Annotated in this window: 24 protein-coding genes and 1 other RNA gene; 6 read left to right on the forward strand and 19 right to left on the reverse strand. The window is 58.3% G+C overall.

Annotated elements, in window-relative coordinates; all coding sequences use genetic code 11:
- Positions 1-72 precede the first annotated feature (72 nt).
- Positions 73-516, forward strand: a complete 444-nt coding sequence (locus WCX72_RS10440) for a GatB/YqeY domain-containing protein (protein ID WP_345969718.1) — start codon at positions 73-75, stop codon at positions 514-516.
- A gap of 115 nt (positions 517-631) precedes the next feature.
- A complete protein-coding gene (locus WCX72_RS10445) occupies positions 632-1,474 on the forward strand; it encodes a YitT family protein (RefSeq protein WP_345969719.1) in 843 nt (280 codons plus the stop codon).
- A 91-nt stretch (positions 1,475-1,565) separates the two neighbouring features.
- Here the strand turns inward: WCX72_RS10445 and trpC are convergent, their stop codons facing one another.
- From trpC to WCX72_RS10465, 4 genes are read right to left on the reverse strand one after another with little or no spacing between them, the layout of a single operon-like run.
- Positions 1,566-2,366, reverse strand: coding sequence for an indole-3-glycerol phosphate synthase TrpC (gene trpC, locus WCX72_RS10450; RefSeq protein WP_345969720.1), 801 nt, complete (start codon positions 2,364-2,366; stop codon positions 1,566-1,568).
- Entirely contained in the window at positions 2,363-3,658 is a 1,296-nt protein-coding gene (locus WCX72_RS10455) for a hypothetical protein (RefSeq protein WP_345969721.1), read from the reverse strand. The genes trpC and WCX72_RS10455 overlap by 4 nt, the downstream gene beginning before the upstream one ends.
- Positions 3,651-4,022 (reverse strand): YkgJ family cysteine cluster protein, encoded by a 372-nt coding sequence (locus tag WCX72_RS10460; protein ID WP_345969722.1) that lies wholly within the window; start codon positions 4,020-4,022, stop codon positions 3,651-3,653. Before WCX72_RS10460 ends, WCX72_RS10455 begins: the two co-directional genes overlap by 8 nt.
- A complete protein-coding gene (locus WCX72_RS10465; RefSeq protein WP_345969723.1) occupies positions 4,019-4,714 on the reverse strand; it encodes a methyltransferase in 696 nt (231 codons plus the stop codon). The genes WCX72_RS10460 and WCX72_RS10465 overlap by 4 nt, the downstream gene beginning before the upstream one ends.
- Before the next feature lie 73 nt (positions 4,715-4,787).
- Here WCX72_RS10465 and kdsB point away from each other — a divergent pair, with 73 nt between their 5' ends.
- A complete protein-coding gene (kdsB, locus tag WCX72_RS10470) occupies positions 4,788-5,510 on the forward strand; it encodes a 3-deoxy-manno-octulosonate cytidylyltransferase (RefSeq protein WP_345969724.1) in 723 nt (240 codons plus the stop codon).
- 143 nt (positions 5,511-5,653) lie between these two features.
- On the opposite strand, the gene rpsO is transcribed toward kdsB, so the two are convergent.
- Positions 5,654-5,929 carry a 30S ribosomal protein S15 gene (gene rpsO / locus WCX72_RS10475; RefSeq protein ID WP_231018996.1) on the reverse strand — a complete coding sequence of 92 codons (276 nt, stop codon included), beginning with the start codon at positions 5,927-5,929 and terminating at the stop codon, positions 5,654-5,656.
- A gap of 224 nt (positions 5,930-6,153) precedes the next feature.
- Here rpsO and WCX72_RS10480 point away from each other — a divergent pair, with 224 nt between their 5' ends.
- Together WCX72_RS10480 and WCX72_RS10485 are read left to right on the forward strand one after the other, a co-directional pair.
- Positions 6,154-6,558: an Rrf2 family transcriptional regulator gene (locus WCX72_RS10480; protein ID WP_231021237.1), complete on the forward strand. Its 405-nt coding sequence runs from the start codon at positions 6,154-6,156 to the stop codon at positions 6,556-6,558.
- Positions 6,559-6,574: 16 nt separating this feature from the next.
- Positions 6,575-7,642, forward strand: coding sequence for a phosphoesterase (locus WCX72_RS10485; RefSeq protein WP_345969725.1), 1,068 nt, complete (start codon positions 6,575-6,577; stop codon positions 7,640-7,642).
- A gap of 4 nt (positions 7,643-7,646) precedes the next feature.
- On the opposite strand, the gene WCX72_RS10490 is transcribed toward WCX72_RS10485, so the two are convergent.
- From WCX72_RS10490 to gap, 11 genes are all read right to left on the reverse strand, one after another.
- Positions 7,647-9,068: an N-acetylmuramoyl-L-alanine amidase gene (locus tag WCX72_RS10490; RefSeq protein ID WP_345969726.1), complete on the reverse strand. Its 1,422-nt coding sequence runs from the start codon at positions 9,066-9,068 to the stop codon at positions 7,647-7,649.
- Between the two features lie 6 nt (positions 9,069-9,074).
- On the reverse strand, positions 9,075-10,166 hold the full coding sequence (locus WCX72_RS10495) for a nitronate monooxygenase (RefSeq protein WP_345969727.1): 1,092 nt from the start codon (positions 10,164-10,166) through the stop codon (positions 9,075-9,077).
- Positions 10,167-11,369, reverse strand: coding sequence for a tyrosine--tRNA ligase (tyrS, locus tag WCX72_RS10500; protein WP_345969728.1), 1,203 nt, complete (start codon positions 11,367-11,369; stop codon positions 10,167-10,169). It lies immediately after the preceding gene.
- 16 nt (positions 11,370-11,385) lie between these two features.
- A complete protein-coding gene (locus WCX72_RS10505; protein ID WP_345969729.1) occupies positions 11,386-13,542 on the reverse strand; it encodes a RelA/SpoT family protein in 2,157 nt (718 codons plus the stop codon).
- Between the two features lie 53 nt (positions 13,543-13,595).
- On the reverse strand, positions 13,596-13,811 hold the full coding sequence (locus WCX72_RS10510; protein WP_345971552.1) for a DNA-directed RNA polymerase subunit omega: 216 nt from the start codon (positions 13,809-13,811) through the stop codon (positions 13,596-13,598).
- A 32-nt stretch (positions 13,812-13,843) separates the two neighbouring features.
- On the reverse strand, positions 13,844-14,557 hold the full coding sequence (gene pyrH, locus WCX72_RS10515) for a UMP kinase (protein WP_345969730.1): 714 nt from the start codon (positions 14,555-14,557) through the stop codon (positions 13,844-13,846).
- A 164-nt stretch (positions 14,558-14,721) separates the two neighbouring features.
- Positions 14,722-15,723 carry a dihydroorotate dehydrogenase-like protein gene (locus WCX72_RS10520; RefSeq protein ID WP_345969731.1) on the reverse strand — a complete coding sequence of 334 codons (1,002 nt, stop codon included), beginning with the start codon at positions 15,721-15,723 and terminating at the stop codon, positions 14,722-14,724.
- Positions 15,714-19,283 (reverse strand): pyruvate:ferredoxin (flavodoxin) oxidoreductase, encoded by a 3,570-nt coding sequence (gene nifJ, locus WCX72_RS10525; protein ID WP_345969732.1) that lies wholly within the window; start codon positions 19,281-19,283, stop codon positions 15,714-15,716. The genes WCX72_RS10520 and nifJ overlap by 10 nt, the downstream gene beginning before the upstream one ends.
- Before the next feature lie 138 nt (positions 19,284-19,421).
- Positions 19,422-20,381 (reverse strand): 6-phosphofructokinase, encoded by a 960-nt coding sequence (locus WCX72_RS10530; RefSeq protein ID WP_345969733.1) that lies wholly within the window; start codon positions 20,379-20,381, stop codon positions 19,422-19,424.
- A gap of 12 nt (positions 20,382-20,393) precedes the next feature.
- The gene (locus tag WCX72_RS10535) at positions 20,394-21,113 is read right to left on the reverse strand and encodes an ATP-binding protein (RefSeq protein WP_345969734.1); all 720 of its coding nucleotides are present in this window, start codon (positions 21,111-21,113) and stop codon (positions 20,394-20,396) included.
- A 9-nt stretch (positions 21,114-21,122) separates the two neighbouring features.
- Positions 21,123-22,118 carry a type I glyceraldehyde-3-phosphate dehydrogenase gene (gene gap / locus WCX72_RS10540; protein ID WP_345969735.1) on the reverse strand — a complete coding sequence of 332 codons (996 nt, stop codon included), beginning with the start codon at positions 22,116-22,118 and terminating at the stop codon, positions 21,123-21,125.
- Between the two features lie 289 nt (positions 22,119-22,407).
- Between gap and WCX72_RS10545 the strand changes: the two genes are divergently transcribed.
- Positions 22,408-23,025, forward strand: coding sequence for an HD domain-containing phosphohydrolase (locus WCX72_RS10545; RefSeq protein ID WP_345969736.1), 618 nt, complete (start codon positions 22,408-22,410; stop codon positions 23,023-23,025).
- An 11-nt stretch (positions 23,026-23,036) separates the two neighbouring features.
- On the opposite strand, the gene ssrA is transcribed toward WCX72_RS10545, so the two are convergent.
- The 3 genes from ssrA to guaA form a co-directional block, all read right to left on the reverse strand.
- Positions 23,037-23,403, reverse strand: a transfer-messenger RNA (tmRNA) gene (gene ssrA, locus WCX72_RS10550).
- 81 nt (positions 23,404-23,484) lie between these two features.
- Complete coding sequence (locus tag WCX72_RS10555) at positions 23,485-24,681, reverse strand: OmpA family protein (protein ID WP_345969737.1); 1,197 nt, start codon at positions 24,679-24,681, stop codon at positions 23,485-23,487.
- Positions 24,682-24,953: 272 nt separating this feature from the next.
- Positions 24,954-26,504 carry a glutamine-hydrolyzing GMP synthase gene (gene guaA / locus WCX72_RS10560; protein WP_345969738.1) on the reverse strand — a complete coding sequence of 517 codons (1,551 nt, stop codon included), beginning with the start codon at positions 26,502-26,504 and terminating at the stop codon, positions 24,954-24,956.
- Positions 26,505-26,506 lie beyond the last annotated feature (2 nt).

The following is a 26,506-nucleotide window of genomic DNA, read 5'->3' on the forward strand; positions in this document are numbered from 1 at the left end:
TGACAGAAGGCGTCTTCTTTTAGGCTTATCTAAGGCGGGTATAATGTCGCCATCACATGCAAAGGATAATTTATGGAGCTCAAAGATCAGATCAGAAACGATATTAAAGAAGCGATGAAAGCCAAGGAGGTCCAGCGCCGTGACGCGCTGAGACTGCTGAGCAGTGCCATGAAACAGATCGAGGTGGACGAACGCAAAGAGCTCAGCGACGACGATGTCATCGCCATCATTCAAAAACAGATCAAGCAGCGCAACGACGCGGCGGCCCAGTACAAGGACGCCGGACGCGACGAGCTGTACGACAAAGAGATGGCCGAGATCGCCGTATTCGAAACCTACCTTCCGGCACAGCTCGACGACGCCGAGCTCGAAAGCGCCGTCAAGGCGATCATCGAAAAAACCGGTGCGAGCACGATGAAAGATATGGGCAAGGTCATGGGAAAGGCCAGCAAAGAGCTCGCGGGCCAGGCCGACGGCAAACGCATCAGCGGCTGCGTCAAAACACTCCTTTCATAAACTTTCCCGTTCCGTCACTTCCCGGACGGAACGGTCCCAGCCCTCTCTTCACGACACCCTTTTGCCGTCCAGAGTTCCGAGCACTGTCCGATAGTATATTCACCAAGGAAAAGTCATGACAACGAAAATCACATTGGAGCTGAGACGCTACCTGCAGATCCTCATCGGCGGTATCGTACTGGCGGCGGGAGTCACCCTCTTCCTTGTGCCCAACCATATCACCTCCGGAGGCACCCCCGGGATGGCCATCCTTGTCAACTATTTTACGGGGATCTCCATCGGGACGATCATGCTCTCCATCAACATCCCGATGGTGCTCATGAGCATGAAGTTCATCGGCCGGGGATACGCGTTTCGGACCATCTTTGCCATCGTCGTCATCGCCATGTCAGCAGATATGTTTTTGGAAATGCTGAAGCTCCCCGCCCTGACGCAGGAACCGCTGCTGGGCACCGTCTTCGGCGGGATGCTCATCGGCCTGGGCGTAGGGCTGATCGTCAAAGCCAGCGCATCGCCCGGCGGCCCCTCCATCATCGCCGGCATGATCGCCCACAGGAGCCACTGGAAGGAGGGGGATCTCATCATCGCGCTCGATGCCCTGATCGTCTTCTCGGCCGGATTCGTCTTCCCGAAACTCGACAGTATGCTCTGGAGCCTGGTCGGCGTCTACATCAGCGCCAGGGGCATCAACCTGATCCTCTCAGGCCGCCCCTCCAAAAAAGTGCTGCACATCTCTTCGGAGAACGCCGAAACCCTCAAAGCCCATCTCCTGCACAAACTGGGGCATGAAGGCGGCGTCATCCTCGAAGGAACGACACTCCACACGGGAGACGAACGGCGGCTGCTGATGCTGATCGTGGATAACAATAAAGTCCAAAGCGTCCGGCAGATCGTCCAGGCGTATGACCCTACGGGTGTCGTCGTGGTGATGGAAGCATCGGAGTTGATGGGCGGGTGACTTTAACGGCGACCATGCCCGTAAGCGGCATGATGCATTGAGACGTTAGCAGGATCTTATATATCCGGCTCTTACCGGAATTTGAGGGGGATTAGTTCGGGCAGCCCTCGCCCGTTTTCAGACAGTGCAGCGCGCTTTCGACGTCGTCCTGGCGCATCAGCGACTCCCCGACAAGGAAGGCGTCGACGCCCGCTTTGCCCAGATCCTCCAGCTGACCGTGCTCGTAGATGCCGCTCTCGGCCACGATGATCTTGTTGTTCGGGATGAGCGGGATAAGCTTGTAGCTCAGCTCCATATCCATCTCGAAGGTCTCGAGGTTGCGATGGTTGATGCCAATGATGTCCGCACCCGCGAAGATCGCCTTGGTCAGGTCCGCCTTGTCGTGGATCTCGACCAGCGCCTCCATCCCCAGGTGGCGGGTGTAGTCAAGCAGCTCTTTCAGCTCTTTGCGCGAGAGCGCCTTGGCGATCAGCAGGACGAAATCAGCGCCGTAGACGAGGGCTTCAACCAGCTGGTACTTGCTGACGATAAAGTCCTTGCGCAGGAGCGGAATGGCCGCATACCGGCGGATCTCCGCGAGGTAGTCCAGGCTCCCCTGAAAATAGTGAGGCTCGGTCAGTACGGAGATGGCGTTCGCACCCCCGCGCTCATAGGCCTGCGCGATGGCCACCGGGTCGAAGTCTTCGCGAATCACACCCTTTGAAGGGCTCGCTTTTTTCACTTCGGAGATGATGCGGTAGGGCTCCTCTTCCGTCGCTTGCAGGTGCGGGATGACCGGCCGCGGCGCACGGGCATTGAAGGCGAGGGAGCGCCCCAGCCAATCCATGCTGTACTCCTTTTCACGGCGGGCGAGGTCCTCTTTGGTCTTCGCGATAATCTCATCCAGAATCATTGCTTTCCTTGTGTTGTTTTACGTAAGCGTTTCATGCACTCCTCAATGGCTTTGACATGTTTGTCCAGCTCGGGGTCACGCTCGCCCCCCATCGCTTTGAGCGCTTCTTTCATCGTGGCGTCAGCCTTGCGGCACTGGCCGAGCTTGTAGTAGCCCCAGGCGAGCGAATCGAGGTAGAAAGGCGAACCAGGCTCCTGCCGCAGAGCCGCCTCGACATACTTGATCCCCTCCGCAGGATCGACGTCGTTATCGATGAGCAGGTATCCCAGATAGTTGAGCATCAGGGAGTCTTTTTCGCTCTTGACCGCCGTCTTCAATTTCTCCACGATCTCCGCGACCAGCTTCGGATCCGTTTTGTCCTCGGCCGCTTCAAAAGCGAAAATGGCGCTTTGTCCCAGGTAGGTCGCATCACCGCTCTGCTCGTAAAGCTTCTGTGCCAGTTCCGAAGCGGCGGTGTACTCCTTGGCGTTGATATAGAGCTTCAGCAGCATGGCATCATCCGAATGGTGCTGTTCCAGGAACTGTTTGAGGTGGAGCATGTCGTTTTGATAGCTGTAGATGCGGGCGATCGCATCGGCGACGTCCTGGGTGGGGTAGTTGCCGTAAAGCCGCAGATAGGTCCCCAGCATCCCCTCGACGTTGTTCTGCTCACTGTAAAGTCCCGCCAGTCGTTTACAGATGCGCTGGGAACAGCCGTGAAGGCGGATATGGGTCTCAAGCTGGGCGATAGCGTCTTTTTGGCGGTCAAGGTTGACGTAGAGGATGACCGCCATTCGGTCGAGGACCGCCTCGTCGTAATCGAGGTCGTAGGCACTCTCCAGGTAGCGCAGTGCCGTGTTGTACTGCTTTTGGCGTGCGTAGATCTCCGATACCCCGATGTAATCCTGCTTTGCCTTCGTCTTCTTCAGCAGCGCCAGCGCCGCCTGTTCGGCCGTTTTGACTTCTCCCTTGCCGAGCAGCCCCCGGATCCGGTAACGCTCTATCTGGGCATTGAACCCCTCTTGCTCCTGGAACGCCTGGGCATTTTCGAGCACGTCGTCGTACTGTTTTGCATGCAGCAGGTTTTCAAAAAAGTGGTCCCGGTAGGGAAGCCGCGGCGCCTTTTCGTAGAGCACCGCATAGAGCTGCGCCGCCGTCGCGTACTGCCCGTGCGCCTCCGCGTCAAGAGCGAACAGGGCGTAGGCATCCTCTTCCTCGAACGCCTTCGTCTGCGGCGACAGTGTCGGTTCTTTCAGGCTGCAGCCTGCGAAAGAGAGCAGCAAAAGGGCCGTGCAGGCAATACGTTTAAACATCGACGATCCCCGGGCACTCCCGCTTGAGCTCATCAACGCGGGTCTTATAATACTCCCAGAAGGGAAAAGTGCGGCACTGGGAAGGGCGGGCCGTGTAAACGCGGCAGCCGTTCGTCTCCCGGTCGAAAAAGATGCAGTCATGCGACATCCCGATGATCCGCTCTTTGATCGAGAACTTGTAGCCGCGTTTTTCAAGGTAGGTGAGGCGGAACTCCGTCTCCGCCATTTCCAGGGCCGCGGCCAGCGCCCGGATCTCCTCGGGGGAGACGAAGATATTGCCGCTTTCACCGGTGCAACAGCGTCCGCCGCAGCCGGCGCAGGCGGAGGGGTCGAACGCATAAGGATAGCCGTCTTCTTTTATCATGGGGTGCATTTTATACTGTGCGTCCTTGCATCGCGGTAGACCTGCAGGCTCTTGGCGGAAAACTCATCTTCGTCAAAGGCGAAAATCGGCGGCCGGACGCGCATGAGCGAACGGGAGTTTTTCCGGGCGTGCAGCATCACCAGGGTCGCATTGCGATCCGGTTTCGAATGAACGAATTGTACATCAACCACTCTTAATTTGGCGCGTTCGCAGGCGGCGCAGAGGTGGGCGAACTGCTGGGGGTCGTAGCAAAGCAGCAAATGTCCCTGGGGGCGCAGAAGTTTTGCCGCGTGGGAGATGAACGCGTCGATGGGCAGGTGCAGGTTGTAGCGCGCCGTGTGCACCATCTCATTCTCCGAACGCGAGGCCCCCTCGTGATAGAAGGGAGGATTGGAAACGATGTAGTCAAACCCTTCCGGGTCTTTGAAGGCGAGAAAGTCCGTGTGATGGACCCGGTAATCAATCCCGTTCACCTCCGCATTCTTCGAAGCGTACTGCACGAAAACGTCCTGTTTCTCCACCGCCTCGAGCCGCACTTTCGGATTGTCGCGGGCCACCAGAAGCCCGACGACACCGCAGCCGGCACCCACGTCGAGCATACGGCCCCGCGGTGCGAAAGAGGAGATGAAATCGTACAGGAAGATCGAGTCGCTGTTGTAACAGTACCCCTCCTGCGGCTGGTAAAGCAGCATTTAGTCCCCCCGTCGATATAATTTCCGTCATTATACAGTGCCGTGGCGTCCTCGCCCAAAAGAAAGGATACACATGATCATCATCCCCGCCCGTCTGGCCTCCACCCGCTTCCCGCAAAAAGTCCTGGCGGATATCGGCGGACTGCCGATGGTCGTCCGCACGGCACGGCAGGTGGCCCACCTCGACGACGTCGTCGTCGCGGCTGATGACGAAAGCATTATCGACGTCTGCAAAGCCCACGGCGTCAAAGCGATGCTCACGTCGACGACGCACAAAAGCGGCACCGACCGCATCAACGAATGCGCCCAGCTGCTTGATATCCCCGACGATGAACTCGTCATCAACATCCAGGCCGACGAGCCCTTTATCGAGCCGGAGGTCCTGACCCTGCTGATCGACCGCCTGAATGCGCTCAAGGCGGAGGGTCGCCCCTTTGTCATGGGCAGCTGCTACAACGCCGTCAACGCCGAAGCCGCCGACGACCCGAACCTCGTCAAGGTCGTCGTGAACGCGAAGCATGACGCCATCTACTTCTCCCGTTCAATGATCCCCTACAACCGGGGCGGCGGGGCCACCTACTTCGGCCATATCGGCATCTACGGCTTCACAAAGAGGAGCCTCCATGCCTTCTGCGCCCTCGACGACGCGCCGATCGAGGACATCGAAAAGCTCGAACAGCTTCGCGCCGTCCACCACGGGCTGCCCATCAGCATGGTCAAAGTCGCCAGCACCGGCTTCGGCATCGACACGCCGGAGGATCTGGAACGGGCCAAAGAGATCTTTGGGGTCCAATAAAACGGATCCGTCACGGATTAAAAGCCCTGAAACGCCAGCGTACTGCATGGGCATATGCCATGGAGAGTGTTCAAAAAGTAATGTCGGTTGATTGAAAAAGTAAAAAAGAGGTCTCCGGCCGAAGCCGGAAAAGTAGAAGCTCGTTAGATGTTGTCGCGGATACCGAGATCGGCGACGAGTTTGTCGTATGCTACGCGGTTTGTGCGTTTGAAGTAACGCATCAGACGGCGGCGCTGACCGACGAGCTTGAGCAGACCGAGGCGTGACGCGTGGTCTTTCTTGAAAGTTTTGAGGTGTTCCGTCAGTTCAGCGATACGTGTGCTGAGCAGTGCGATCTGCACTTCTGAAGAACCGGTGTCGTTTTCGTTACGTCCGAATTTTTTAACAATCTCTTGTTTTTTCGCCGCATCCAAAGCCATAATAGCCTCCTGAGGGTATAATAAAATTTTCGTTCACAATCGAACAAGGGCGAAATTATAGCGAATGTTTTCTGTTTTGGCAATCTTCCCGGACGGCTCGCAGGCGCTTTTTACTAAACTTCTCCTCTATAGTCGTTTTTTTTGAGCTACGCTTTAGGGTAATCGGATATAATTTCTCTTAATTAAACCAGATCTCCTGCACCATGGGATCGGAAAGTGACGCCATGCTCATCACCCGTGCCAGCGAATACGCCCTGCTCTCGCTCATCGTCCTGGCCAAGGCCGAGAAGCCCCTCGATGCCGATACCCTCTCGAAGGAACTCGACATCTCCAAAAGCTTTCTCGCGAAGATCCTCCAGTCGATGGCACGCAACGGTATTCTCAACTCCTTCAAGGGCGCCAACGGCGGATTCGCCCTGGCCAAGGATATGCACGACATCACCGTCAGGGACATTACCTGCGCCGCCGAGGGGAAAAACCCCTCCGTTTTCGACTGCTCCAAATCCCAAAAAGACTGCCCCTCCGACAAGGCGACTACCTGCCAGATCTGGCCCGTCGTCAACCGGCTCCAGGATAAGATCGACACTTTCCTCGAGAAACTCACCCTCGCCGACCTGATCGAACAGTAACCCAAGAAAGGCCATTGTGACCATTTACCATCTTTCCCATATCGACCTCGACGGCTACAGCTGCCAGCTCGTCATGCAGCACACGCCCCACACCATGCATTTTTACAATGCCAACTACGGCGAGGAGGTCCCCGAGCGCCTGCGCCAGATCGTCGAGGCGATCGCGCACGAATCCGAGGCGATGATCCTTGTGACGGACCTGAACCTGACCCCCGACGAATCCCGCTGGCTCGACGCCGAGGTCAAGCGCTTCAACGAATCGGGCAAAAACGTCACCCTGCAGCTGCTCGACCACCACGGCAGCGGCAAAGAGAGTGCGGCCCGCTATGCATGGTATACGCTCGACACGGACCGCAGCGCCACGAAGATCACCTACGAATTTGCCAAAGAGCACGGCTGGCTGCAGGAAGAACCTGCGTGGATGGAGGCCTATGTCGCCGTCGTCAACGCCGTCGACCTCTGGCTGCAGGATGAAAGGGAGAATTTCGAATACGGCAAAGTGCTCATGCGCCTCGTCAGCGAGACGCGCGAGCTGGGGCGCACCCTCTTTGCCGAGCAGGACCGCGCCTACAAGCTGAGCCTGCTGACCGAAGCCGCGGCGATGATCGCTTTGCCCGACGCCCCGATCGTACTGGACGAGAAGATCCATCTGATGAAAAAGGGGTTTTTCCGCGAAGAGGAGAACAACACCCTCGACAACCTGGTGACGAAGTACATCGTCTCCCTGATGGGGGCGAAGCGCAAAGAGATGACGATCTACTACAAAGGGTACCGCGGCTTTTTAAGCTATGCCGTCGGCAACACCTCCATCATCGGCAACGGCTTCCTCGTCACCTACCCCGAGTATGACTTCATCGTCGACATCAGCCCCCGCGGGACGATGAGCCTGCGCGCCAACAACCAGGTCGACGTCTCCCTCATCGCCAAAGAGTGGGCGGGCGGCGGCGGACACCCTAACGCCTCCGGGGGCCGTATCCAGGGCTTCAAAGAGCAGTTCCGCTACGACAAGGTCAAAGCGCAGATCGAGTCGCTGATCGCCAAGCGCGAATCCGTCTCCGGGAAACTGCCGCAAAAAAGCGAATAGGCCCCTAGCGGTTCTTCGCGAAATAGCGCTCCACACCCTCCGCCAGGCCCCTGGCAAAATAATCCTGATACGTATTGCTGTGAATCCGCACCGCCTCTTTGGGGTGGGTGATAAAGCCTATTTCGACGAGGACCGCCGGCATCTGCGCACCGACCAGGACCCAGAACGGCCCCTCTCTCACGCCGGCATCCTTCACCTCTTTGTAGCGGGCCCGCAGCGAAGAGAGCACACTCGACTGCAGGTCTATGGCCAATTTGTGCGACGCAACGATCTTCTCGGAATTGAGGACGTTCAAGAAAGTGCTCTTCCCGTAGAAATCCATATCCTCTACTTCCGCCTTGTTCTCCAGGGCCGCGGCGTTCGTCGCCCGCTTTGAACGCGACGGGGAGAGAAAGTAGGTCTCGATGCCGTACGCTTTTCGCGCCTTGCTTTTGGGTACCGCGTTGGCGTGCAAGGAGATAAAGAGGTCCGCCCGCTTCTTGTTGGCGTAGCCCGTGCGGTTGCGCAGTTTGATGAACTTGTCCTTGCTGCGGGTCATGTAGACCGTATAACCGCGTTCGCGCAAGCGTGAGGCCGTCTTCACCGCCAGGGAGAGGACGATCTCTTTTTCCTTGTATCGGTTGTGCCCGACGGCCCCGCCGTCTTTGCCCCCGTGCCCGGGGTCGATCACAATCACCCGCTCCTTGTTGCGGGCCTGGACTGGGCTCAGCGCCGGCACGCGCTTCGGCGAGGTCACCCCGGAGAGCCCGGCGCGTACGGTCAATGTCTTCTCATGCTTGGCAAAGCGTACCGGCAGCGCCTGGGAACTTTCAAGGACCAGACGAATCGTGTGCGGTTTGTACTGGGTGAGGCTGATGCGCTTGAGATCGCGGTGGGTCAGCGTGTGGGACCTGTCCAGTACCGCGTGAATGTCGAGAACGTAGCGGTAGCCGTGCTTGCCGCTTTTTTTCAGTTTGAAGAAGTTGACATCCCTGTTCGAGAGCGGTTTCTCAAAATGAAACACGAGATTGCCGCTGTCCCATTCGACCTCGTCAAGGCGGTTCTGCCCCTTTATGCTCGGTGCTTTCACTCTGCTTTTCGAAGCCGGTTCCGGCTTTGCGACCGGTTCCGGCTCCGCCGCCGGGGCCGGTTTGACGTCCGTTGTCGGCGCCGGCAGTGTTTTGAGCTTGTTGCGGTAGTCGCTGACGTCGATATGCAGTTTGTTTCCGCTGGCAACAATCCCCTCCAGCGCACGCCGTTTCTTGGCGGCGTCCCCTTCAACCGTTGCGTCCATATAGGCGGACTTGAACGTATCGTATGCCTGGAAAATTTCGGATTGTTTATTGGATTGAAGCGCCGTCTCCGCCTGGGAGAGGTTCATCCCACTGAGGGCAGACGCGGTCAGCGTAAGAGCCGTGACGATTGCGCGGAGCCGCTTCAACGTCATTACGACCTATTCGCCTTCGGTAAGCTTTTTCATCAGGTCGGCGACACTGATGAGTTCGGTGATCCGGTAGCCGTTTGTACCGGAGAAGAAGAGGCCCAGTTCCGTGTTCCCCTCATAGGCGTCGCTGAGGCGGTCGGCGATGCAGAAACCGACCGCTTTCGCCTCGACCCCGCGCTCGCAGGGGGCGACACAGTTAGAGATACACTTGATCGCAGGCCCCGTGCGGGTTTCGACAAGGCTGCTCAGGTTCGTGCGCACGCCTCTGGCCGGGTAGCCGACCGGGGACTTCATGAGGTGAATATCCTCCTCTTTTGCTTCGAGCAGGACCTTCTTGAAGTTCGGGTGGGCGTCGCACTCGTAGGTCCCGATAAACCGGGTCCCCATCTGTACTCCTTTGGCACCGAGCGCCATCATCTCCTCGATGTCCTTCTTGTCCCAGATACCGCCGGCGGCGATGACGGGGATATTGCCCCAGCTGGCCGCCTCTTCGACGACCGGAGCGACCAGATTCTCGAGCTGGTGCTCCTCCATGGAACACTGCTCATAGGTAAAGCCTTGGTGGCCGCCGCTCTTGGGTCCTTCCAGGATCACGGCGTCGGGGAGGCGATTGTAACGCTTCTCCCAGCGCTTACAGATGATCTTGAGCGCCTTCGGCGAGGAGACGATCGGCACGAGGGCGACATCGGGGTACCCTTCGGTGAACTCGGGCATGTTCGTCGGCAGTCCCGCTCCGGTGATGATGATGTCGATTCCCGCTTCGCAGGCGTCCCGTACGACACGGCCGTAGTCGTTGATGGCGTAGAGGATATTGGCAGCCAGGGGCGCATCGCCGCAGATCTTGCGTGCATTGTTGATGATAGCCGTGAGTCCCTCTTTGGAGTAGAAGTTCTCCACATCCAGCGGGCGTCCGGAGACGAGTTTGTGCGCATGCTCTTTCTGCTCGTAATACCCGGTCCCGACGGCGCTGATAACGCCGAGGCCGCCCTCTTTGGAGACGGTGCCGGCCAGACGGTCCCAGCTGATGCCGACGCCCATACCGCCCTGAACGATCGGTTTATCAATAGTGTATTTGCCGATTTTCAGCGGTTCGAAACTCATCTATTTCACCTTTACGCGTGCAAACTTGCGCTTGCCCACCTGCAGGATGTACTCCCCGGCTTCGAGCTGAAGCTGTTCGTCATCCACTTTTTGCTGGTCCATTTTAACGGCTCCTTGCTTAAGGTCGCGCCGGGCCTGCGATGTTGAGGGTTCAAGCCCGCAATCCTGTAAGGCTTTGGCGATCCAGACCGGTCCGTCAAGCGTAAATTCGGGCATATCGCTGGGGAGTTCGCTCTTGGCGTGGACCCGGTCGAACTCCGCCTTCGCCGCCTCGGCATCCGTTGCGCTGTGGAAGCGTTCGACGATTTCCATCGCCAGTGCTTCTTTGACCTTTTTCGGGTGGGCTTTGCCCTCTGCGACGTCAACCTTGAGCTGCGCGATCTCGGCAAGGCTCTTGTGGCTGAGCAGTTCGTAGTAGCGCCACATCAGGTCGTCCGAGATGCTCAGCATCTTGCCGAACATCTCCCCCGGGGCTTCGGCGACGCCGATATAGTTGTTAAGGCTCTTGCTCATCTTCTGAACGCCGTCAAGGCCTTCGAGGATCGGCATCATCAGCACCGCCTGCTCTTTGCCCTTCTCGTAGGCGCGCTGCAGGTGGCGCCCCATCAGGAGGTTGAACTTCTGGTCCGTCCCCCCGATCTCGATATCGCTGTCGAGGTGGACGCTGTCGAAGCCCTGAAGCAGCGGGTAGATGAACTCGCTGATGGAGATGGGCGTACCGCTCTTGTAGCGCTTTTCGAAATCGTCGCGCTCAAGCATCCGCGCGACGTTCATCAGGGTGGTGAGTTCCAGCATCCCCGCCGCGCCGATGGGGTTGATCCAGTCGGCGTTGAAAAGGACCTCCGTCTTTTCAGGGTCAAGGATCTTGAAGACCTGCTCCTTGTAGCTCTTGGCATTTTCGGCGATCTGCTCCGGGAGCAGTTTTTTGCGTGTCTCGCTCTTGCCCGTCGGGTCCCCGATCTGCGCCGTAAAGTCGCCGATGATGAACTGGACGCGTCCGCCGATGCGCTGGAAAGCGGCCAGCTTGTTGAGCAGCACCGTATGCCCCAGGTGCAGGTCCGGCGCCGTCGGGTCGAAACCCGCCTTGACGCTGAAGGTTTTCCCTTCGTCCAGGGCCGCTTTTACCAGCGTCTCGATACGCTCCTCGTCGATGATCTCCGCCGTTCCGCGGCGGATCTCAGCCAATGCTTCTGTTACTGTCATTCTTTCCCTTCACCTCTCACACGGAGCGATACGCGTCGTCCGTTCGAATAAACTGTATGATATGAATTTTTTGTTCAATTTTAGCGCGGAGGCGGTTAATATCCGCTTCCGAACTCTGGAACTCCAGCTCGCACAGCTGCTGGTGTTCCTGGCGTTCCTTGCCCAGTTCGATGCTGACGATTTCCGCCCCCAGCTTTGCCAGGAACGTGAGGAAATCCGCCAGGGCTCCCTTGGCGTTATGCATGCTGACGATCATGTGGTAATGGAAGATACTCTCCTGCTTCCAGCGCACAAAGAGCATCGGCTCCTCATCCTCGATCAGCGTCGCGGCATGCTGGCACATCTTGTGGTGGATATGCGCCTTGCCGTTGCTGACGAAACCGACGATCTCGTCCCCGGCTTTGGGGTGGCAGCAGAAATCGAAAACGACGTCCGAGATCGTGTGGTTCGAGAAGAGCTCGATCGAGCCGAAACGGTAGAGTTTGAGCTTGAAGCGGTGCGACGCCAGGAAGGCGCCGAACTTCTTGTGCGAGCGCAGATCTTTGAGGTAGTGGTGCAGCACCTCCCGCAGGTAGTCCACGTCCCGGGCGATCATCCAGGCATTCTGCAGACGGTTGTGTTCGCGCATCCACTCCCGGATGCGGGTCACGTTGAGCTGCATGACGCCGCGCATAATCAGCAGACCGCTCCGGCTGTCGATGTCGCGGATGCGGTGGCGGCAGTTGATGCGGATATGCTGTTTTGCCCGGGAGGTCTTGACGGCATCCATCCAGCTGCAGCGCAGCAGCTTCTCCTCTGCGGTCATGATCCGGACGATATCGCCGTTATGCAGCTCGGCCAGCAGGCTCTTGCTCTCCTTGTTCACCAGGCACGACTCCGCCCGGTCGCCTATTTCCGTATGGACGGCGTAGGCGAAATCCAGCGCCGTTGCCCCGCGCGGGAGAGTATAGGGTTTGCCTTTGGGAGAGAAGACGCTGATATCTTCGCTGTAAAGATCGGTCTTGGCCAGTTCGTAGAAGTCCTCGATCGACTCCTCCTGGTACTGCAGGTTCTGCAGCCAGTCGAGGTTGATATTGTTGCCGCCGCTCTTGTACTTCCAGTGCGCGGCGACCCCCAGCTCCGCCGTTTTATGCATCTCGAAGGTACGGATCTGCACCTCGATGATGGAGGTGTCGTCGAAGACCGTCGTATGCAGGGTCTGGTAGCCGTTCTCTTTCGGGATCGCGATGTAATCTTTGAAGCGCGACGTAAGCGGCTGGAAATGCAGATGCACGAGCCCGAGGACGCTGTAGCACTGTGTCGGGTCGTTCACGAGCACCCTGATCGCCAGCAGGTCCAGCACCTCGTCGATGCTGATCCCCTTGCGCTGCATCTTGAGGTAGATGGAGTAGTCGTGTTTGATCCGGCTAAGGATCTCGTAGCTGCCCGGAATGATCCCCTGACGCTCCATCAGCTTCGCGATCTTCTGTCGGAAACCGTTGAGGCGCAGCTCGATGTCGTGGTAGTTCACCTTCAGATAATCGTCGATGCGCTTCTTCTCCTCCGCGAACACATAGGAAAAGCTCAGGTCTTCGAGGAAGTTTTTGATATAGGAGATACCGAGACGGTGGGCAATAGGGGCGTAGACGACGAGCGTCTCCTCGGCGATGCGGCGCTGTTTGGCCGGCGGCAGCGAGTCGAGGGTCAGCATGTTGTGCAGCCGGTCGCAAAGCTTGACGACCAGGACACGGATATCCTTGATGGAGGCGAGCAGCATCTTTCTAAACGTCAGCGCCGAAACGACAAGCTTCTCGTCCGAGTGGGAGGGAATGAGCTCCTTGTCACGGATCAGGTCGATCTTGGTCAGGCCGTGCACCAGGTGGGCAACGTCGGAACCGTAGCGCAGTTCCACCGCTTCGATGGTGTTGGGCGTATCCTCGACGACGTCATGCAGCAGCGCGGCGATGACCATGGCCCGGTCGCCGGTAATGGAGGCCACCAGCGCGGCAACGAGGATCGGGTGGACAACGTAGGGTTCGCCGCTTTTGCGCGTCTGGTGCGCATGGGCATCTTTGGAGAAGAGCAGTGCATCCTCGATCTGTTCATCGAAGGGGATATTTTCGTGCAGTAGGGCTGTCGCACTTTCAATATCCCGGATGGCGCGGATCTGGTTGATATCAAAATTGTTTGCCATGGCTGCTCTTTGCGGTCAGATGTGGGAGCGCCCGACGGACGCAGGGAGGAAAGTTAGGCTTTCTGCTTGAAGCCCTTGATGAGCACGAGGCCTTCCGCGATTTCCATCAGTGCGAGGTCTGTCGACTTGGTCGTCTTCAGGTCAAGGTTGAGCTTGCTCTGGGCACCGTTCTCGAGCTCTTTCGCACGCTGTGCAACGGCAATCGCGAGCTGATAGCGGTCGATGCCGGCAGTGTTGAGGGCTTTGGCAGTGATCTCTTCAAGACGCATAGTTGTCATGGTGTTTTCCTTTGGTAATTTTCTTACTGCTGTACGATGGAGCAGTTGGTGTAATCGCCGCCGATAATCTCAAGCAGGTTCCCCGACTTGAACATGTCGCAGACGATAATCGGCAGTTTGTTGTCCTTGGCCAGCGCGATGGACGTATCGTCCATGACCTTGATGTGGTCGTGCAGCGCCTGGTCGTACGAAAGGACATCCAGTTTAACGGCGTCGGCGAATTTGTTCGGGTCGCGGTCGTAAACGCCGTCGACCTTCGTCGCCTTGATGATGACGTCGGCTCCGATTTCAACCGCCCGCAGCGTCGCGGCGGTATCGGTCGTAAAGAACGGGTTCCCCGTGCCCGCCGCGAAGATGACGACGCGTCCCTTTTCCAGATGACGGACGGCGCGGCGCTGGATGTAGGGCTCGGCGATCTGTTCCATTTTGATCGCCGTCTGCACCCGCACTTTCAGTCCGGCGTGTTCGCACGCCTCCTGCATCGCCACGGCATTGATCACCGTCGCAAGCATGCCCATATAGTCCCCGGCGGTACGGCGGATGATCCCGTCCTTGGCCGCCGTCACACCGCGGATGATATTGCCGCCGCCGATAACGAGACCGACCTGGATACCCGCGTCGACGAGGCTCTTGATCTCCTGGGAGATGTAGTTGAGGATCTGGGTGTCGATCCCGTGACCGGCTTCACCGGCCAGTGCTTCACCTGAAAACTTAACCAACACCCGTTTTTGACCCATCAAACACGCTCCTCTCTCACACCGGCGGCGCCTGTTCCGCGCAAAAAGTGTCTTTATAAAATCCCGCAATTATATTTTACAGTCGCTTTAAAGGAGCTTTAAGAAAAGCAAACCCCCGCCGCACGGGGGGATAAAAGTTTCGTTAGGAAGCAGCGTATCCGCCGTTAAAACCACAATTCGTCGCCGTGGCGCAGCAGATCGACGTAATTGGCCCGCTCCAGGGCCGAAGGATTGGGAGCCTTGGCGTAGCTGATGGCGCCGCGCATCTGGTCGAACGATTCGTACTCATGCTCCGTCATCCAGCGTTCCGCGGCCTCCAGCATCACGGCGGCGTGGGCCTCCCCCCGTTCATGGAAGACCGTCGCGGCCGCCACCGTATTCGCTCCGGCCATGACGGCCTTGACGATATCGCTCCCTTCGGTCACCCCGCCCCCGGCGCAAAACTGCAAGGCGCTCTGGCCGTAACAGACGGCGACGGCGCGCAGGGCCGCAGCGAAATCGGCCGGGGAGCTTTTGGAGAGTGTGCGCGTCCACTCCAGCGCCTCCAGGTCGATATCGCTCTGGTAGAAGCGGTTGAAGAGCACGGCGGCCGTCGCCCCCGCCTCCTCCGCCGCCTTAAGGAAATGGGGCAGCGCGGTAAACGCGGGGGCCAGCTTGACGGCGAACGGCAGGGTCGTCTCCCGCCGGACGGAGGCGATCGCCTCAAGGTAGTGCGCCTCGATCTGTTCCGCGGAGGTCCATGCCCTGTTCGCCGGGTAGTAGAGGTTCAACTCCAGCGCATCCGCGCCGGAGTCTTCGAACATCTTGGCGTAGGTCGTCCATCCGCCGGTACTGACCCCGTTGAGGCTCGCGATCACGGGGATATCCAGGGCCGTTTTCAGGGCGCGGAGCCGCCCCAGGTAGTTTTCCATCTCGTAATTCTCGAACGCCCCCTCCGGGAAGAAACTCAGCGCTTCGGAGAAGGCATCCCTGCCGTGAAAGAGCATATGGTCGACCTCGTGCAGCTCCGCGTTGATCTGCTCTTCGAAAAGCGAATGCATCACGATCGCCGCCGCGCCGTGGTCTTCCAGAGCGCGGCAGCGGTCGGTATGCTGGCTCATCGGCGACGCCGAAACGATCAGGGGGCTTTTGAGGGTCAGTCCGAGGTATTCGATACTCATTTGCATACGTTCTCCTTGCTAAAGGTCAGGTTCCCACTGTCGGCGAGGTCGCGGTAGCGTATCCAGTCCCGCTGCGCCTTGTCCGTTGCCGCCTCCAGGAAAGCACCTGCCCGTTCGGCATTCATCTTCAGCACCATCTTGAAGCGGGCCTCGTTGTACATGTAGCTCTTGACCGGCGTTTTGGGCTCTTTGTAATCGAGGGAGAAGGGGTTCTCGTCACTACCGATCTTCCCGGGGTTGTAGCGCATCAGCGGCCACAGCCCGCTCTCCACCGCCAGCTTCTGCTGCTGCATGCCGTAGCGCAGATCATACCCGTGGGCGATGCAGTGACTGTAGGCGATGATGATGGAGACCCCCTCGTAGGCTTCAGCCTCCACGAAGGCCTTGAGTGTCTGCGCGTCGTTGGCACCCATCGCCACCCGGGCAACGTAGACGTTGCCGTAGCTGAGCGCATGCAGGGCCAGGTCCTTCGCGTCAGCGGGTTTCCCCCCGGCGGAGAACTTCGCCACCGCGCCTATCGGCGTTGCCTTGGAGGTCTGTCCGCCCGTGTTGGAGTAGACCTGGGTATCCATGACGAGGATGTTGATGTTGCGCCCCGAGGCGAGCACGTGGTCCAGACCGCCGTAGCCGATGTCGTAGGCCCAGCCGTCGCCCCCCATCGCCCAGACGGATTTGCGGATCAGGTAGGAGCTCACCCCTTCCAGAAGCCGCGCCTCCTCCCGGTCGATGCCGGCGAGTTTCGCTTCGAGGCTTTTCACGTCCGTACGCTGGCGGGCGATCTCCGCTTCCGTTATCTGCGCATTGCCCGCCAACGCATCGGCAAGTTCGGACCCGACCTCATCGCGCAGGGTTTCGAGGAGCTCCCGGGCGAAGTGCGACTGCCTGTCGATGCTCGCGCGCATCCCCAAACCGAACTCCGCGTTGTCCTCGAAGAGGGAGTTGGACCAGGCCGTCCCCTGCCCCTGCGCGTTTTTCGCCCAAGGGGTCGTCGGAAGGTTGCCACCGTAGATGGAGGAGCAGCCCGTCGCGTTGGCGACGATCATCCGGTCGCCGAAGAGTTGGGAAGCGAGTTTGACGTAGGGGGTCTCCCCGCAGCCCGGGCAGGCACCCGAAAACTCGAAGAGCGGCTGCAGCAGCTGCGCCTCTTTCACCTTGGTACGGTCAAGCCGGCTACGGTCGACCTCGGGCAGGGAGAGGAAATAGTCCCACTCCGCCACCGCCGCGTCGTGGATCGGTTCGATCGACGCCATGTTGATCGCTTTTTTGGAGAGATCGGACTTGTTCTTCGCCGGGCACATCTCCACGCAGAGCGAACACCCCGTACAATCCTCAACGGAGACTTTGATCGTAAAGAGCTCGTGCTCCCCAAAGGTTTTCGATTTCGTCGTGACGGCGCTGAAGCCTTCCGGCGCCGCCTCCAGCAGCGTATCGTCAAACACCTTTGCCCGGATAACGGCGTGCGGGCAGACCTCCATGCATTTGCCGCACTGGATACAGACGTCCGGGTCCCAGACCGGGGCATCCAGGGCGATCTCCCGCTTCTCGTACCTGGTCGTTCCCAGCGGCCAGGTGCCGTCTGCGGGGATGGCGCTGACGGGAACGCTGTCGCCTTCAAACGCTTCAAGCTTCGCCGTGACATTTTCCAAGAACGGATCGGCGACGTCGAGCTTATAAACCGGCAGCAGGTCCGCCCCGGAGCCGACGGCGTCCGGCACGTTGATCTCGTGCAGGTTCTCGATCGCCTTGTCGACCCCGCAGAAGTTCATCCGTACAATCATCTCGCCTTTTTTGCCGTAGGTCTTCTCGATACTCTCCTTGATCTTCGCGACCGCCTGCTCCGGAGGGATCACTTCGGCGATATGGAAGAAGCAGGTCTGCATGATCGTGTTGATCCGCCGCCCCAGTCCGCACTCTTTGGCCACATCATAGGCATTGATGATGTAGAGTTTCAGCCCCTTTTCGATGATCCGCTCCTGGGCGATCCGCGGCAGGCGCATCCACACCTCGTCGGCGTCGTAAGGGGCGTTGATGAGCACCTTCGCCCCCGGCTTCGCCTGCTTGAGAATATCGTATTTGAGAATGAAGACGAACTGGTGCACCCCGACGAAATCCGCCGTGTCGATAAGGTAGGTCGAACGGATCGGTTCCGGGGAGAAGCGCAGGTGCGAGATCGTCATGGAGCCGGATTTCTTCGAATCATAGACGAAGTACCCCTGCACATGTTCTCCCGTCTCCCCGATGATCTTGATGGAGTTCTTGTTCGCCCCGACGGTCCCGTCGCTGCCCAGGCCGTAGAAAAGCGCCTGCGTTACCCCCTCTGACGGCGTCTCGAAGGGAGCGGCCTCGAGGGAGAGGTGTGTCACGTCGTCGGTGATGCCGACGGTAAAGCGCGGTTTCGACTCCGCTTTTTTCAATTCGTCGAAGACCGCTTTGACCATGGCCGGCGTAAACTCCTTGGAGGAGAGTCCGTAGCGTCCCCCGATGATACGGGGCATCGATTTGCAGCGTCCCCTGGCGAAGGCTTCCGCGTAGGCGTGCATCACGTCCGAGAAGAGCGGTTCCGCATACGCCCCCGGCTCCTTTGTACGGTCAAGGACCGCGATCGCCTCGACGCTTTTGGGGATCGCTTCGAGCAGGCGCTCGGCATCGAAAGGACGGAAGAGGCGGACGGTCAGGACGCCCGTTTCGTATCCGAGCGTATTGAGCGCATCCACCGTTTCGCGCGCCGTCTTCGCGCCGGAGGTCATCAGCACAATCAGCTTTTTCGGGTTGGGACAGCCGTAGTATTCGTACAGACGGTACTGCCTGCCCGTCAAAGCCGCGAAACGGTCCATCTGCTTCTGGACGATGCCGGGGAAGGCGTCATAGTAGCGGTTGACGCTCTCGCGCCCCTGGAAGTAGACGTCGGGGTTCTGGCTCGTTCCCCGAAGGACGGGAGCTTCGGGGTCGAGGGCGCGCGCCTTGTGGGCGTTGACCAGTTCGGTCGAAATCATCGCTTTAAGCACCGCATCGTCGAGCGTCTCGACGTTCATCAGCTCATGCGACGTTCTAAAGCCGTCGAAAAAGTGCAGCACGGGCAGCCGCCCCTCCAGCGCCGCCGCCTGGGCGATCAGGGCGAAATCCTGCGCCTCCTGGGCATCGCAGGAGGCAAGCATCGCGAACCCCGTCGGCCGGCACTGCATGACATCGGTGTGGTCTCCGAAGATCGAGAGCGCCTGCGCCGCCAGCGAACGCGCCGCGACGTGGAAAACGGTCGGGGTGAGCTCCCCGGCGATTTTATGCATGTTCGGGATCATCAGCAGCAGCCCCTGCGACGCCGTAAAGGTCGTCGTCAGCGCCCCGGCCTGCAGCGCACCGTGGACCGCGCCGCTCGCACCCCCCTCGCTCTGCATCTCCATTACGTCCGGCACGGTGCCGAAGATGTTTTTCTCCCCATTCTCGGCATATTCGTCGGAGTGTTCCCCCATGGGGGATGAGGGGGTGATGGGATAGATCGCGATCACCTCGTTGGTTTTGAATGCGACGCGCGCAACCGCTTCGTTGGCGTCCATAACGATGCGTGACATACCGGGCTCCTTATCGTAATGCGTTGACGTTTGGACCCATTGTACTCCGACGCACTATAGACAACGATTAAAAAAAACGGTTTGCAACCGTAAGGAGATTTTCGGGGTGCCGAACCCCGTGAAAATGCGCAGCGGCGCTCAGTCGATCAGGTTGATGGCGGAGAGCAGTTCGCTGTCGATCGTGTAGGTGTGGGAGACGACGTCATCGATCTCCATGAGGCCGTAGGCCCCGTCGCGGTAGTAGACGACCTTGTTGGCGTCGCGGGAGTGCAGGAGGTGGTCGATGGCGTGGATGACGAACTCAAAGGCCATCAGCCTGTCCGTCACTGTCGGATTCCCCCCGCGCTGGATATGCCCCAGAATACTCACCCTGGTTTCCAACCCGATGGTCGACTCCAGCCACTCGGCGATCTCGGCGGTCTTGCCGGTTCCCTCGGCGACCACCGCCAGAATGTAGCCGCGCCCGCCGGCCACCTCTTCGAGCAGCTGCTTCTCTGCGACTTTGATATTGAAATCGGCTTCGGGAATAATGCAGATCTCCGCCCCGCTGGCCAGGGCGGAAACAACGGCAAGATAGCCGCACTCCCGCCCCATCACTTCGACGACGAAGGCCCGGTCAAAGGTCGACGCGGTATCACGGATCTTGTCCAGGGCGTCGCGGATGACGTTGAGCGCCGTATCGACGCCGAGGCAGTAGTCCGTGCCGTAGATATCGTTGTCGATCGTCGTCGGAATGCCGACGAAATTGAGCGGGAACTCCTCGCTGAAACGCTGCATCGCACGGAAAGAGCCGTCCCCGCCCAGCACGACGAGCCCCGTAATGTCATACTTCTTGAGATTCTCAAAGGCCTGTTTGCGGTATTCGTATTCGAAAAAGCGTTTGGAACGGGAGGAGCGGATAATGGCACCGCCGCGGTGCAGGATCCCGGCAACGTCACTGTGGGAGGCTTCGGTGATCTCGCCGTCGATCATCCCCTCGAGGCCGTGGTGAATGAAGTAGTGCTTCTGCCCGCGCTTGAAGGCGTAATCGACAAACTTCTTGATCGCGGGGTTCATTCCGGGCGCATCGCCGCCCGAACACATGATGGCCAGTGCCATGCGCGCTCCTTTTTATTCGTCGACGGTGACGACGTCGCTCCGGATATCGTTGAACAGCAGGGTCTTGTGGTTCATACGACGCTGATAGAAGAACTGGTTGCGCTTCATGTTTTTGAGCTCGGAGGTGTTATAGTAGTTCGCATTGGAACAGCGTCCGAGGAAAAGGAAGGTAAACAGCAGTTTGAGCTGGGCATTCTCGAAGATCTCGTGGGGCTGCGACAGGAACGTGAGCCCGAATTTTTTCATATTGATCATGCTAAAGATATACATGAGGAAGTCTTCGAACTTCGTGTAGAAACCGCCGAGCTGTGCGATCTCATGGAAAAAGTAGTAATAGTTGTCCAGCAGCTCCTGCTTGGAGATCGTCTGTGAGAGCCGGCTTTTCACATCACGCTTGTTGGAGAAGTGGCTCGGGTTGACCGCGAGGTAGATGTGCTTGCGTGCCTCGACTGCCTCGTCGAAGGCAGCGTCAAAGGCATTGCTCTCTTCAAACTGCATGTAGAAGAAGTGCTCGTCTTTGTAGCGCGCTTCAACCTCGTCGATGGCGGGGTCCGAAAAGTCCATGTAGAGCGTCGGGATGCCGCTGGCGATAACGAACTCGCGGATCTTCGAGGCGAGATTCGTTTTACCCGCACCCTCTTCGCCGAGGATGAGCGTATTCTTGTCAAGAAGGTCTTCGGAGAGTTTCAGTGACGCGATGCTGCTGTTGCAGTGACCGATAATGCTTTTCATCCGCACTCCTTAGTGTTCGCCGACGAACTTGGCCATGTCCATCAGACGCTCGGTGTAACCCCACTCGTTGTCGTACCAGGCCAGCACCTTGACGACGGTACCGTCGATGACGCTGAGCATATCCGGGACGAAGGTACAGCTGTAGGAGGAACCGACGAAGTCGCTGGAGACGCGCTTGTCGCGGTCGACCTCGACACGGCCCGCATATTCGCCCGCCGCGGCGGCTTCGAAGGCGGCAATGACCTCCTCTTTGGTTGTCGCTTTTTTCAGGTTGACCGTCAGGTCGACGACGGAGACATCCGTCGTCGGGACACGCATGGCGTACCCGTTGAGCTTGCCCTGAAGGTGCGGCATGACCAGGCCGATCGCCTTGGCGGCACCGGTTGTCGTCGGGATCATATTGACCGCCGCCGCACGGGCACGGCGCATATCTTTTTTATGTTTAACGTCGAGCAGGTTCTGGTCGTTCGTATAGGAGTGGATCGTCGTCATCAGACCGTTCTCAATCCCGAACGTGTCATCGAGGATCTTCGTCACCGGCGCCAGGGCGTTGGTCGTACAGCTGGCGTTGGAAATGACCGCTTCGCCCTGGTAACTGTCGGTATTGATCCCGATGACGTATGTCGGGGTATCGTCCTTCGCCGGTGCGGACATGACGACCTTTTTCACGCTGCCCTTGAGGTGTTTTGAGGCCGTTTCCGTTGTCAGGAAAACGCCGGTACACTCGACGACGACTTCCGCGCCCGCTTTGCTGAAGTCCAGGGACTCGGGGTCGCGTTCGCTGAACATCATGACCGGTTTGCCGCCGACCTCGATGGTATGCTCATCGATCACTTTCGTATCGATCCCCGTGTGAACGGAGTCGTATTTCAGCAGGTACTCCAGCATATCCGGTTTGGCGGTCGTATTGATCGCCACCAGTTCCATATCGTCGCGCTGCGCCGCGATCTTGATCGCGATCAGGCCGATCCGTCCCGTTCCGTTTACCGCTACTTTGATTGCCATAATGATTTCCTCGTAGGATAATTTATGCCGCCATTATAGTAGAAATGGTGTATAGATTAGGTTACACCCTTGCATAAATAGTGCCCATACTCCGTCGTCCCCGGGGCTGAAGAGGCCCTTCGTTGTCGTGGTATCGTGGTTCGCCTTGGTCTATCTTTGCCGGTGCTGCCATGTGACGCGACGAAAGATCCATCTCCGGGTGTCCATCACCAATACCGATCTTCTGCTACAATAGTTCCGAAACGATTGCTTGCCCGCAGGAACCCACCTGCGTATGCAAAGGGGAGCCATGAACCTTTTCGAATCCCTCCACGCCCAGCCGTGCAGCATCGAGGGGCTGCGCGAAAGTCTTCGGCAGCGCCATAGCCAGACCCATGAGCACTGTGAACGGGTCGTCCTGCTTGCCGACGCCTTCGGCCGCGCCTGTTCCCTCTCTCCCGACGAGCAGGTTCAGCTGCTCTACAGTGCGATGTTCCATGATATCGGCAAAATCGGCATTCCCGACAGCATCCTCTTGCACCCGGATGCCCTTGCGCCCGAACAGCGCGAAACAATGCAGTTGCACTCCACCATGGGCGAAGCGATCGTCCGCCTGCTGCAGCTCCCTCAGGGCGACAGGATCGCCGACCATGTACGGCATCACCACGAACACTTTGACGGCAGCGGCTACCCCGACAGGCTAGAGGGCGAGGCGATCCCCCGCATCGCCCGGATGCTCTCCATCCTCGACAGCTACGACGCCCTGCGCGAAACGCGCCCCTACCGCGCGGCCATGCCCCACCACGATGCCATTGAGATTATGCAAAACGAAAGCGGTACCAAGCACGATCCGGAACTGCTGACAATTTTTTTGCAGCTGGAAGTGATGGATATGATTGAAAAACAGTATGGTGCAAATGAAAAGTAGTTGAGAAAGATTGGTGGAGCTGTGGAGAATCGAACTCCAGTCCGAAAACAAGCTACCTGCGGCGTCTACATGCTTAGAGAGGTTGTTTAGTTTAACCGGGCTTCACACAACCTGCAAAGCTAGACCGGGCGAGTCTCGAAGTTCTTCTGCAGATGAGACAATCTACAGATATATCTGGAGAAGGGTGATACTTCAAAGTCCTTCCTATCCAGAGTCGGAAGGCGAAGCAGTCCTAAATTAAGTTAAAACTTACGCTACAGCGTAAGCAGGACGATAATTTGTGTTGTTTGCAGTTATGCAATCTGAGCCGTATATCGGGATGCTCAGCCCGGCATGCAACCGTAGGCGACCTGCTCCCGTCGAAACCAGGTCAGCCCCGTGTTTAAGTAAACATTCAATTATACCATAATTCCGGAGACGCCGGAGAAAACGGCGCACCGGCAGGTGTGAAGCGGCTCCTTATTTCAGCAGCCAGACTTCGATGCGGCGGTTCGCCGCGCGGCCCTCTTTGGTACCATTGTCGGCGATCGGCTGGGACTCGCCCTTGCCTTCGGCGATGATACGATCTTCGGAGATGCCGTTGGCAATCAGGAGTGTTCTGACGCTGTTCGCACGTGCTTCGGAAAGTCCCTGGTTGTACTTGTCGCTGCCGCGGCTGTCCGTGTGGCCGAGAATCTTCACGTTGTATGCAGGGCTCTCTTTGAGGAACTCTGCGAATTCAACGACTTTGCCTTCGGACTCTTTTGCGATGACGGCAGAAGCTGTCTCGTAGCGGATCTTCAGCGTCTTGACAACAGGGCAGCCGACCATATCAACCTTGAAGCCTTCCGGCGTGTTCGGACAGTTGTCTTTCAGGTCGCTGACACCGTCGCCGTCGCTGTCTACCGCACATCCAAGCTCATCCACGCTGGCGCCGTTCGGGGTGTCGGGGCATTTATCGGAAGCATCGACCACACCGTCATGGTCGCCGTCAAGCTGGCATCCCATAGCATCGACTGTCGCGCCTGCAGGGGTATCCGGGCACTTGTCCGTCCCGTCGACCACGCCGTCGCTGTCACTGTCGAGTGCGCATCCGTTCGCATCAACGCTCACGCCGGCTGCCGTGCCGGGACATTTGTCCGCGTCATCTGCAACCCCGTCGTTGTCGCTGTCCGCCGGTGCATCGGCAACAGCAGGTGCCGGCTCCGGTGCAGGTTCCGCCGCCGGTTCGGAAGCGCCGAAAGCAACATTCACACCGGCAAGAACGGCCAGATTGTTATCCCAGCGGTCGTCATTGTATTTCAGCATATAGAGTGCTTCGAGTTTCAATGCAACCTCTTCGGCGATCGGGAACTTGAATCCGAGGCCGGCGTCGGCCATCACGCTGTCTTCATTGTCATACTTCAGCTTGGTCATATTTTCATACCCCAGACCGGCTTTCATATAGGGGATCGCCGTTCCGAGCGGGCCGTATTCATGGACACCGTTGAGCATGACACGGGTAATCGTCGTCTCGCCCCCTGCTTTTTTGTAGACGACATCCGGCGAATAGAGCAGCTCAAGCTCGGGCTTGATACTCTCAAAGATCGCATTGAACTGGACCGCTGCACCGATCGTCCCCTGCTTGTTCATCTCCAGATTGCCCTCCGGGATCACCCCTCCGACAATCGCAGTCACTTCATAATCTCCGGCTGTGGCAGTCGATGCAAGGACTGCAGCGGTAACCGTAGACATGAAAAACCCTAATTTGCGCATTGTTTCTCCTTTAATTTATAACGAAATTTCCCCTCACTTCATGGGAAGTTCGTCATTTTGCTGCATTATAGCACGTCAAATTCTCATATTTAATGACAAAAACAAAAAAATTGATAGCATTTTGATACAGAGAGGATACAAAAGGAGGAGAGATAAGGATTATTGATACGGGAGACCGGCCGAAGGGCCGATGCTTACTCCCACTCGATCGTTGCGGGCGGCTTGGAGCTGATATCGTAGACGACGCGGTTGATCCCGTCGACTTCATTGATAATGCGGCGGCTGATGCGCTCGAGCAGATCGTGCGGCAGATGCGCGAAGGTCGCCGTCATACCGTCGACCGCTTCGACGACGCGGACGCAGACCGTGTTGTCGTAAGTACGGTTATCCCCCATGACCCCGACGCTCTTGACGTTGAGCAGCACGGCAAACGCCTGCCATGTGCGGGTATAGTAACCGCTCGCCTTGAGCTCGTCGAGCAGAATGACGTCCGCTTCGCGCAGCAGGTTGAGATCCGGTTTGTTGACGTCGCCCATGATACGGATCGCCAGGCCAGGCCCCGGGAAGGGGTGGCGGTTGATCATCGACTCGGGGAGTCCCAGTTCGCGCCCCAGTTTGCGGACCTCGTCTTTGAAGAGTTCGCGCAGGGGCTCGATCAGCTCGAAGTCCATCCAGTCCGGCAGGCCGCCGACGTTGTGGTGTGACTTGATCGTCTCGGAAGGCCCTTTGACGGAGACGGACTCGATGACGTCCGGGTAAAGGGTTCCCTGTGCCAGGAACTTGATACCGGAGTGCTTTTTCGCTTCGGCTTCGAAAACCTCGATGAAGGTGTGTCCGATCGTCTTGCGCTTCGTCTCCGGATCGGTCACGCCAGCCAGGCGCTCCAGGAAGAGCTCGGAAGCGTCCGCCACGACGAGGGGCACTTTCAGGTTGACCTTGAAGACCTCCTCGACCTGTTCGCGCTCGCCCTTGCGCAGCAGCCCGTTGTCAACGAAGACCGGGATCAGCTGGTCACCGATCGCTTCGTACAGCAGCGCCGCGACGACAGAGGAGTCGACCCCGCCGGAGAGCCCGCAGAGCACCTTGCCCTCGCCGACCTGCTCTTTGATCTTCGCGATCTGTTCTTTGAGGAAGTGACCCATATCCCACTTCTCGGTCACGCCGCAGATCTTGCGGGCAAAGTTGCGCAGCATGAGGTACCCCTCTTCGCTGTGCTGGACTTCCGGGTGGTACTGCATGGCGTAGACGCGCTTCTCCTCATTTGCGATCGCCGCGAAGGGGGAGTTGTCGGAGTACGCGATCGGCGCGAAGCCCTCCGGGAGCACGTCAACGCGGTCGCTATGGCTCATCCAGACGATGCGGCCGTTCTCGCATGATTCAAACAGCGGGGAGACGTTGCCGTGTTCCTCATTGATATAGAGCTCCGCCTTGCCGTATTCGTGGTGATCGGAGCGGATGACCGAACCGCCGAAATCGACGGCAATCCGCTGCATCCCGTAACAGATCCCCATCACGGGGAGGCCGAGGTCGTAGATCGCCTTGTCCACTTCATAGGCATCTTCGTCGTACACCGAAGCCGGGCCGCCGCTGAGGATGATCCCTTTGGGGTTTTTCGCGGTGATCTCTTCGACTTTGGTGAAGTAGGGAACGATTTCACAGTAGATACGTTCCTCGCGCAGGCGGCGTGCAATAAGCTGCGTATACTGCGATCCGAAATCCAGTACGATAATGCTGACGTCTTTCACGG

The sequence above is a fragment of the Thiomicrolovo immobilis genome (genome assembly GCF_039645955.1).
In the GTDB taxonomy this organism is placed as follows: Bacteria; Campylobacterota; Campylobacteria; order Campylobacterales; family Sulfurimonadaceae; genus Thiomicrolovo; species Thiomicrolovo diazotrophicus.

Bases quoted from the DNA above. Each gene is read 5' to 3' on its own strand.
- WCX72_RS10495 (WP_345969727.1), bottom strand. From the start codon at position 10,166: ATGAGTTTCGAACCGCTGAAAATCGGCAAATACACTATTGATAAACCG.
- WCX72_RS10530 (WP_345969733.1), bottom strand. From the start codon at position 20,381: ATGGCACTGGCCATCATGTGTTCGGGCGGCGATGCGCCCGGAATGAAC.
- WCX72_RS10445 (WP_345969719.1), top strand. From the start codon at position 632: ATGACAACGAAAATCACATTGGAGCTGAGACGCTACCTGCAGATCCTC.
- tyrS (WP_345969728.1), bottom strand. From the start codon at position 11,369: ATGACAGTAACAGAAGCATTGGCTGAGATCCGCCGCGGAACGGCGGAG.
- WCX72_RS10535 (WP_345969734.1), bottom strand. From the start codon at position 21,113: ATGAAAAGCATTATCGGTCACTGCAACAGCAGCATCGCGTCACTGAAA.
- WCX72_RS10490 (WP_345969726.1), bottom strand. From the start codon at position 9,068: ATGACGTTGAAGCGGCTCCGCGCAATCGTCACGGCTCTTACGCTGACC.
- WCX72_RS10545 (WP_345969736.1), top strand. From the start codon at position 22,408: ATGAACCTTTTCGAATCCCTCCACGCCCAGCCGTGCAGCATCGAGGGG.
- WCX72_RS10440 (WP_345969718.1), top strand. From the start codon at position 73: ATGGAGCTCAAAGATCAGATCAGAAACGATATTAAAGAAGCGATGAAA.
- trpC (WP_345969720.1), bottom strand. From the start codon at position 2,366: ATGATTCTGGATGAGATTATCGCGAAGACCAAAGAGGACCTCGCCCGC.
- WCX72_RS10480 (WP_231021237.1), top strand. From the start codon at position 6,154: ATGCTCATCACCCGTGCCAGCGAATACGCCCTGCTCTCGCTCATCGTC.
- gap (WP_345969735.1), bottom strand. From the start codon at position 22,118: ATGGCAATCAAAGTAGCGGTAAACGGAACGGGACGGATCGGCCTGATC.
- WCX72_RS10455 (WP_345969721.1), bottom strand. From the start codon at position 3,658: ATGTTTAAACGTATTGCCTGCACGGCCCTTTTGCTGCTCTCTTTCGCA.
- WCX72_RS10460 (WP_345969722.1), bottom strand. From the start codon at position 4,022: ATGATAAAAGAAGACGGCTATCCTTATGCGTTCGACCCCTCCGCCTGC.
- rpsO (WP_231018996.1), bottom strand. From the start codon at position 5,929: ATGGCTTTGGATGCGGCGAAAAAACAAGAGATTGTTAAAAAATTCGGA.
- WCX72_RS10520 (WP_345969731.1), bottom strand. From the start codon at position 15,723: ATGCAAATGAGTATCGAATACCTCGGACTGACCCTCAAAAGCCCCCTG.
- WCX72_RS10510 (WP_345971552.1), bottom strand. From the start codon at position 13,811: ATGCGTCTTGAAGAGATCACTGCCAAAGCCCTCAACACTGCCGGCATC.
- WCX72_RS10505 (WP_345969729.1), bottom strand. From the start codon at position 13,542: ATGGCAAACAATTTTGATATCAACCAGATCCGCGCCATCCGGGATATT.
- nifJ (WP_345969732.1), bottom strand. From the start codon at position 19,283: ATGTCACGCATCGTTATGGACGCCAACGAAGCGGTTGCGCGCGTCGCA.
- kdsB (WP_345969724.1), top strand. From the start codon at position 4,788: ATGATCATCATCCCCGCCCGTCTGGCCTCCACCCGCTTCCCGCAAAAA.
- pyrH (WP_345969730.1), bottom strand. From the start codon at position 14,557: ATGGGTCAAAAACGGGTGTTGGTTAAGTTTTCAGGTGAAGCACTGGCC.
- WCX72_RS10465 (WP_345969723.1), bottom strand. From the start codon at position 4,714: ATGCTGCTTTACCAGCCGCAGGAGGGGTACTGTTACAACAGCGACTCG.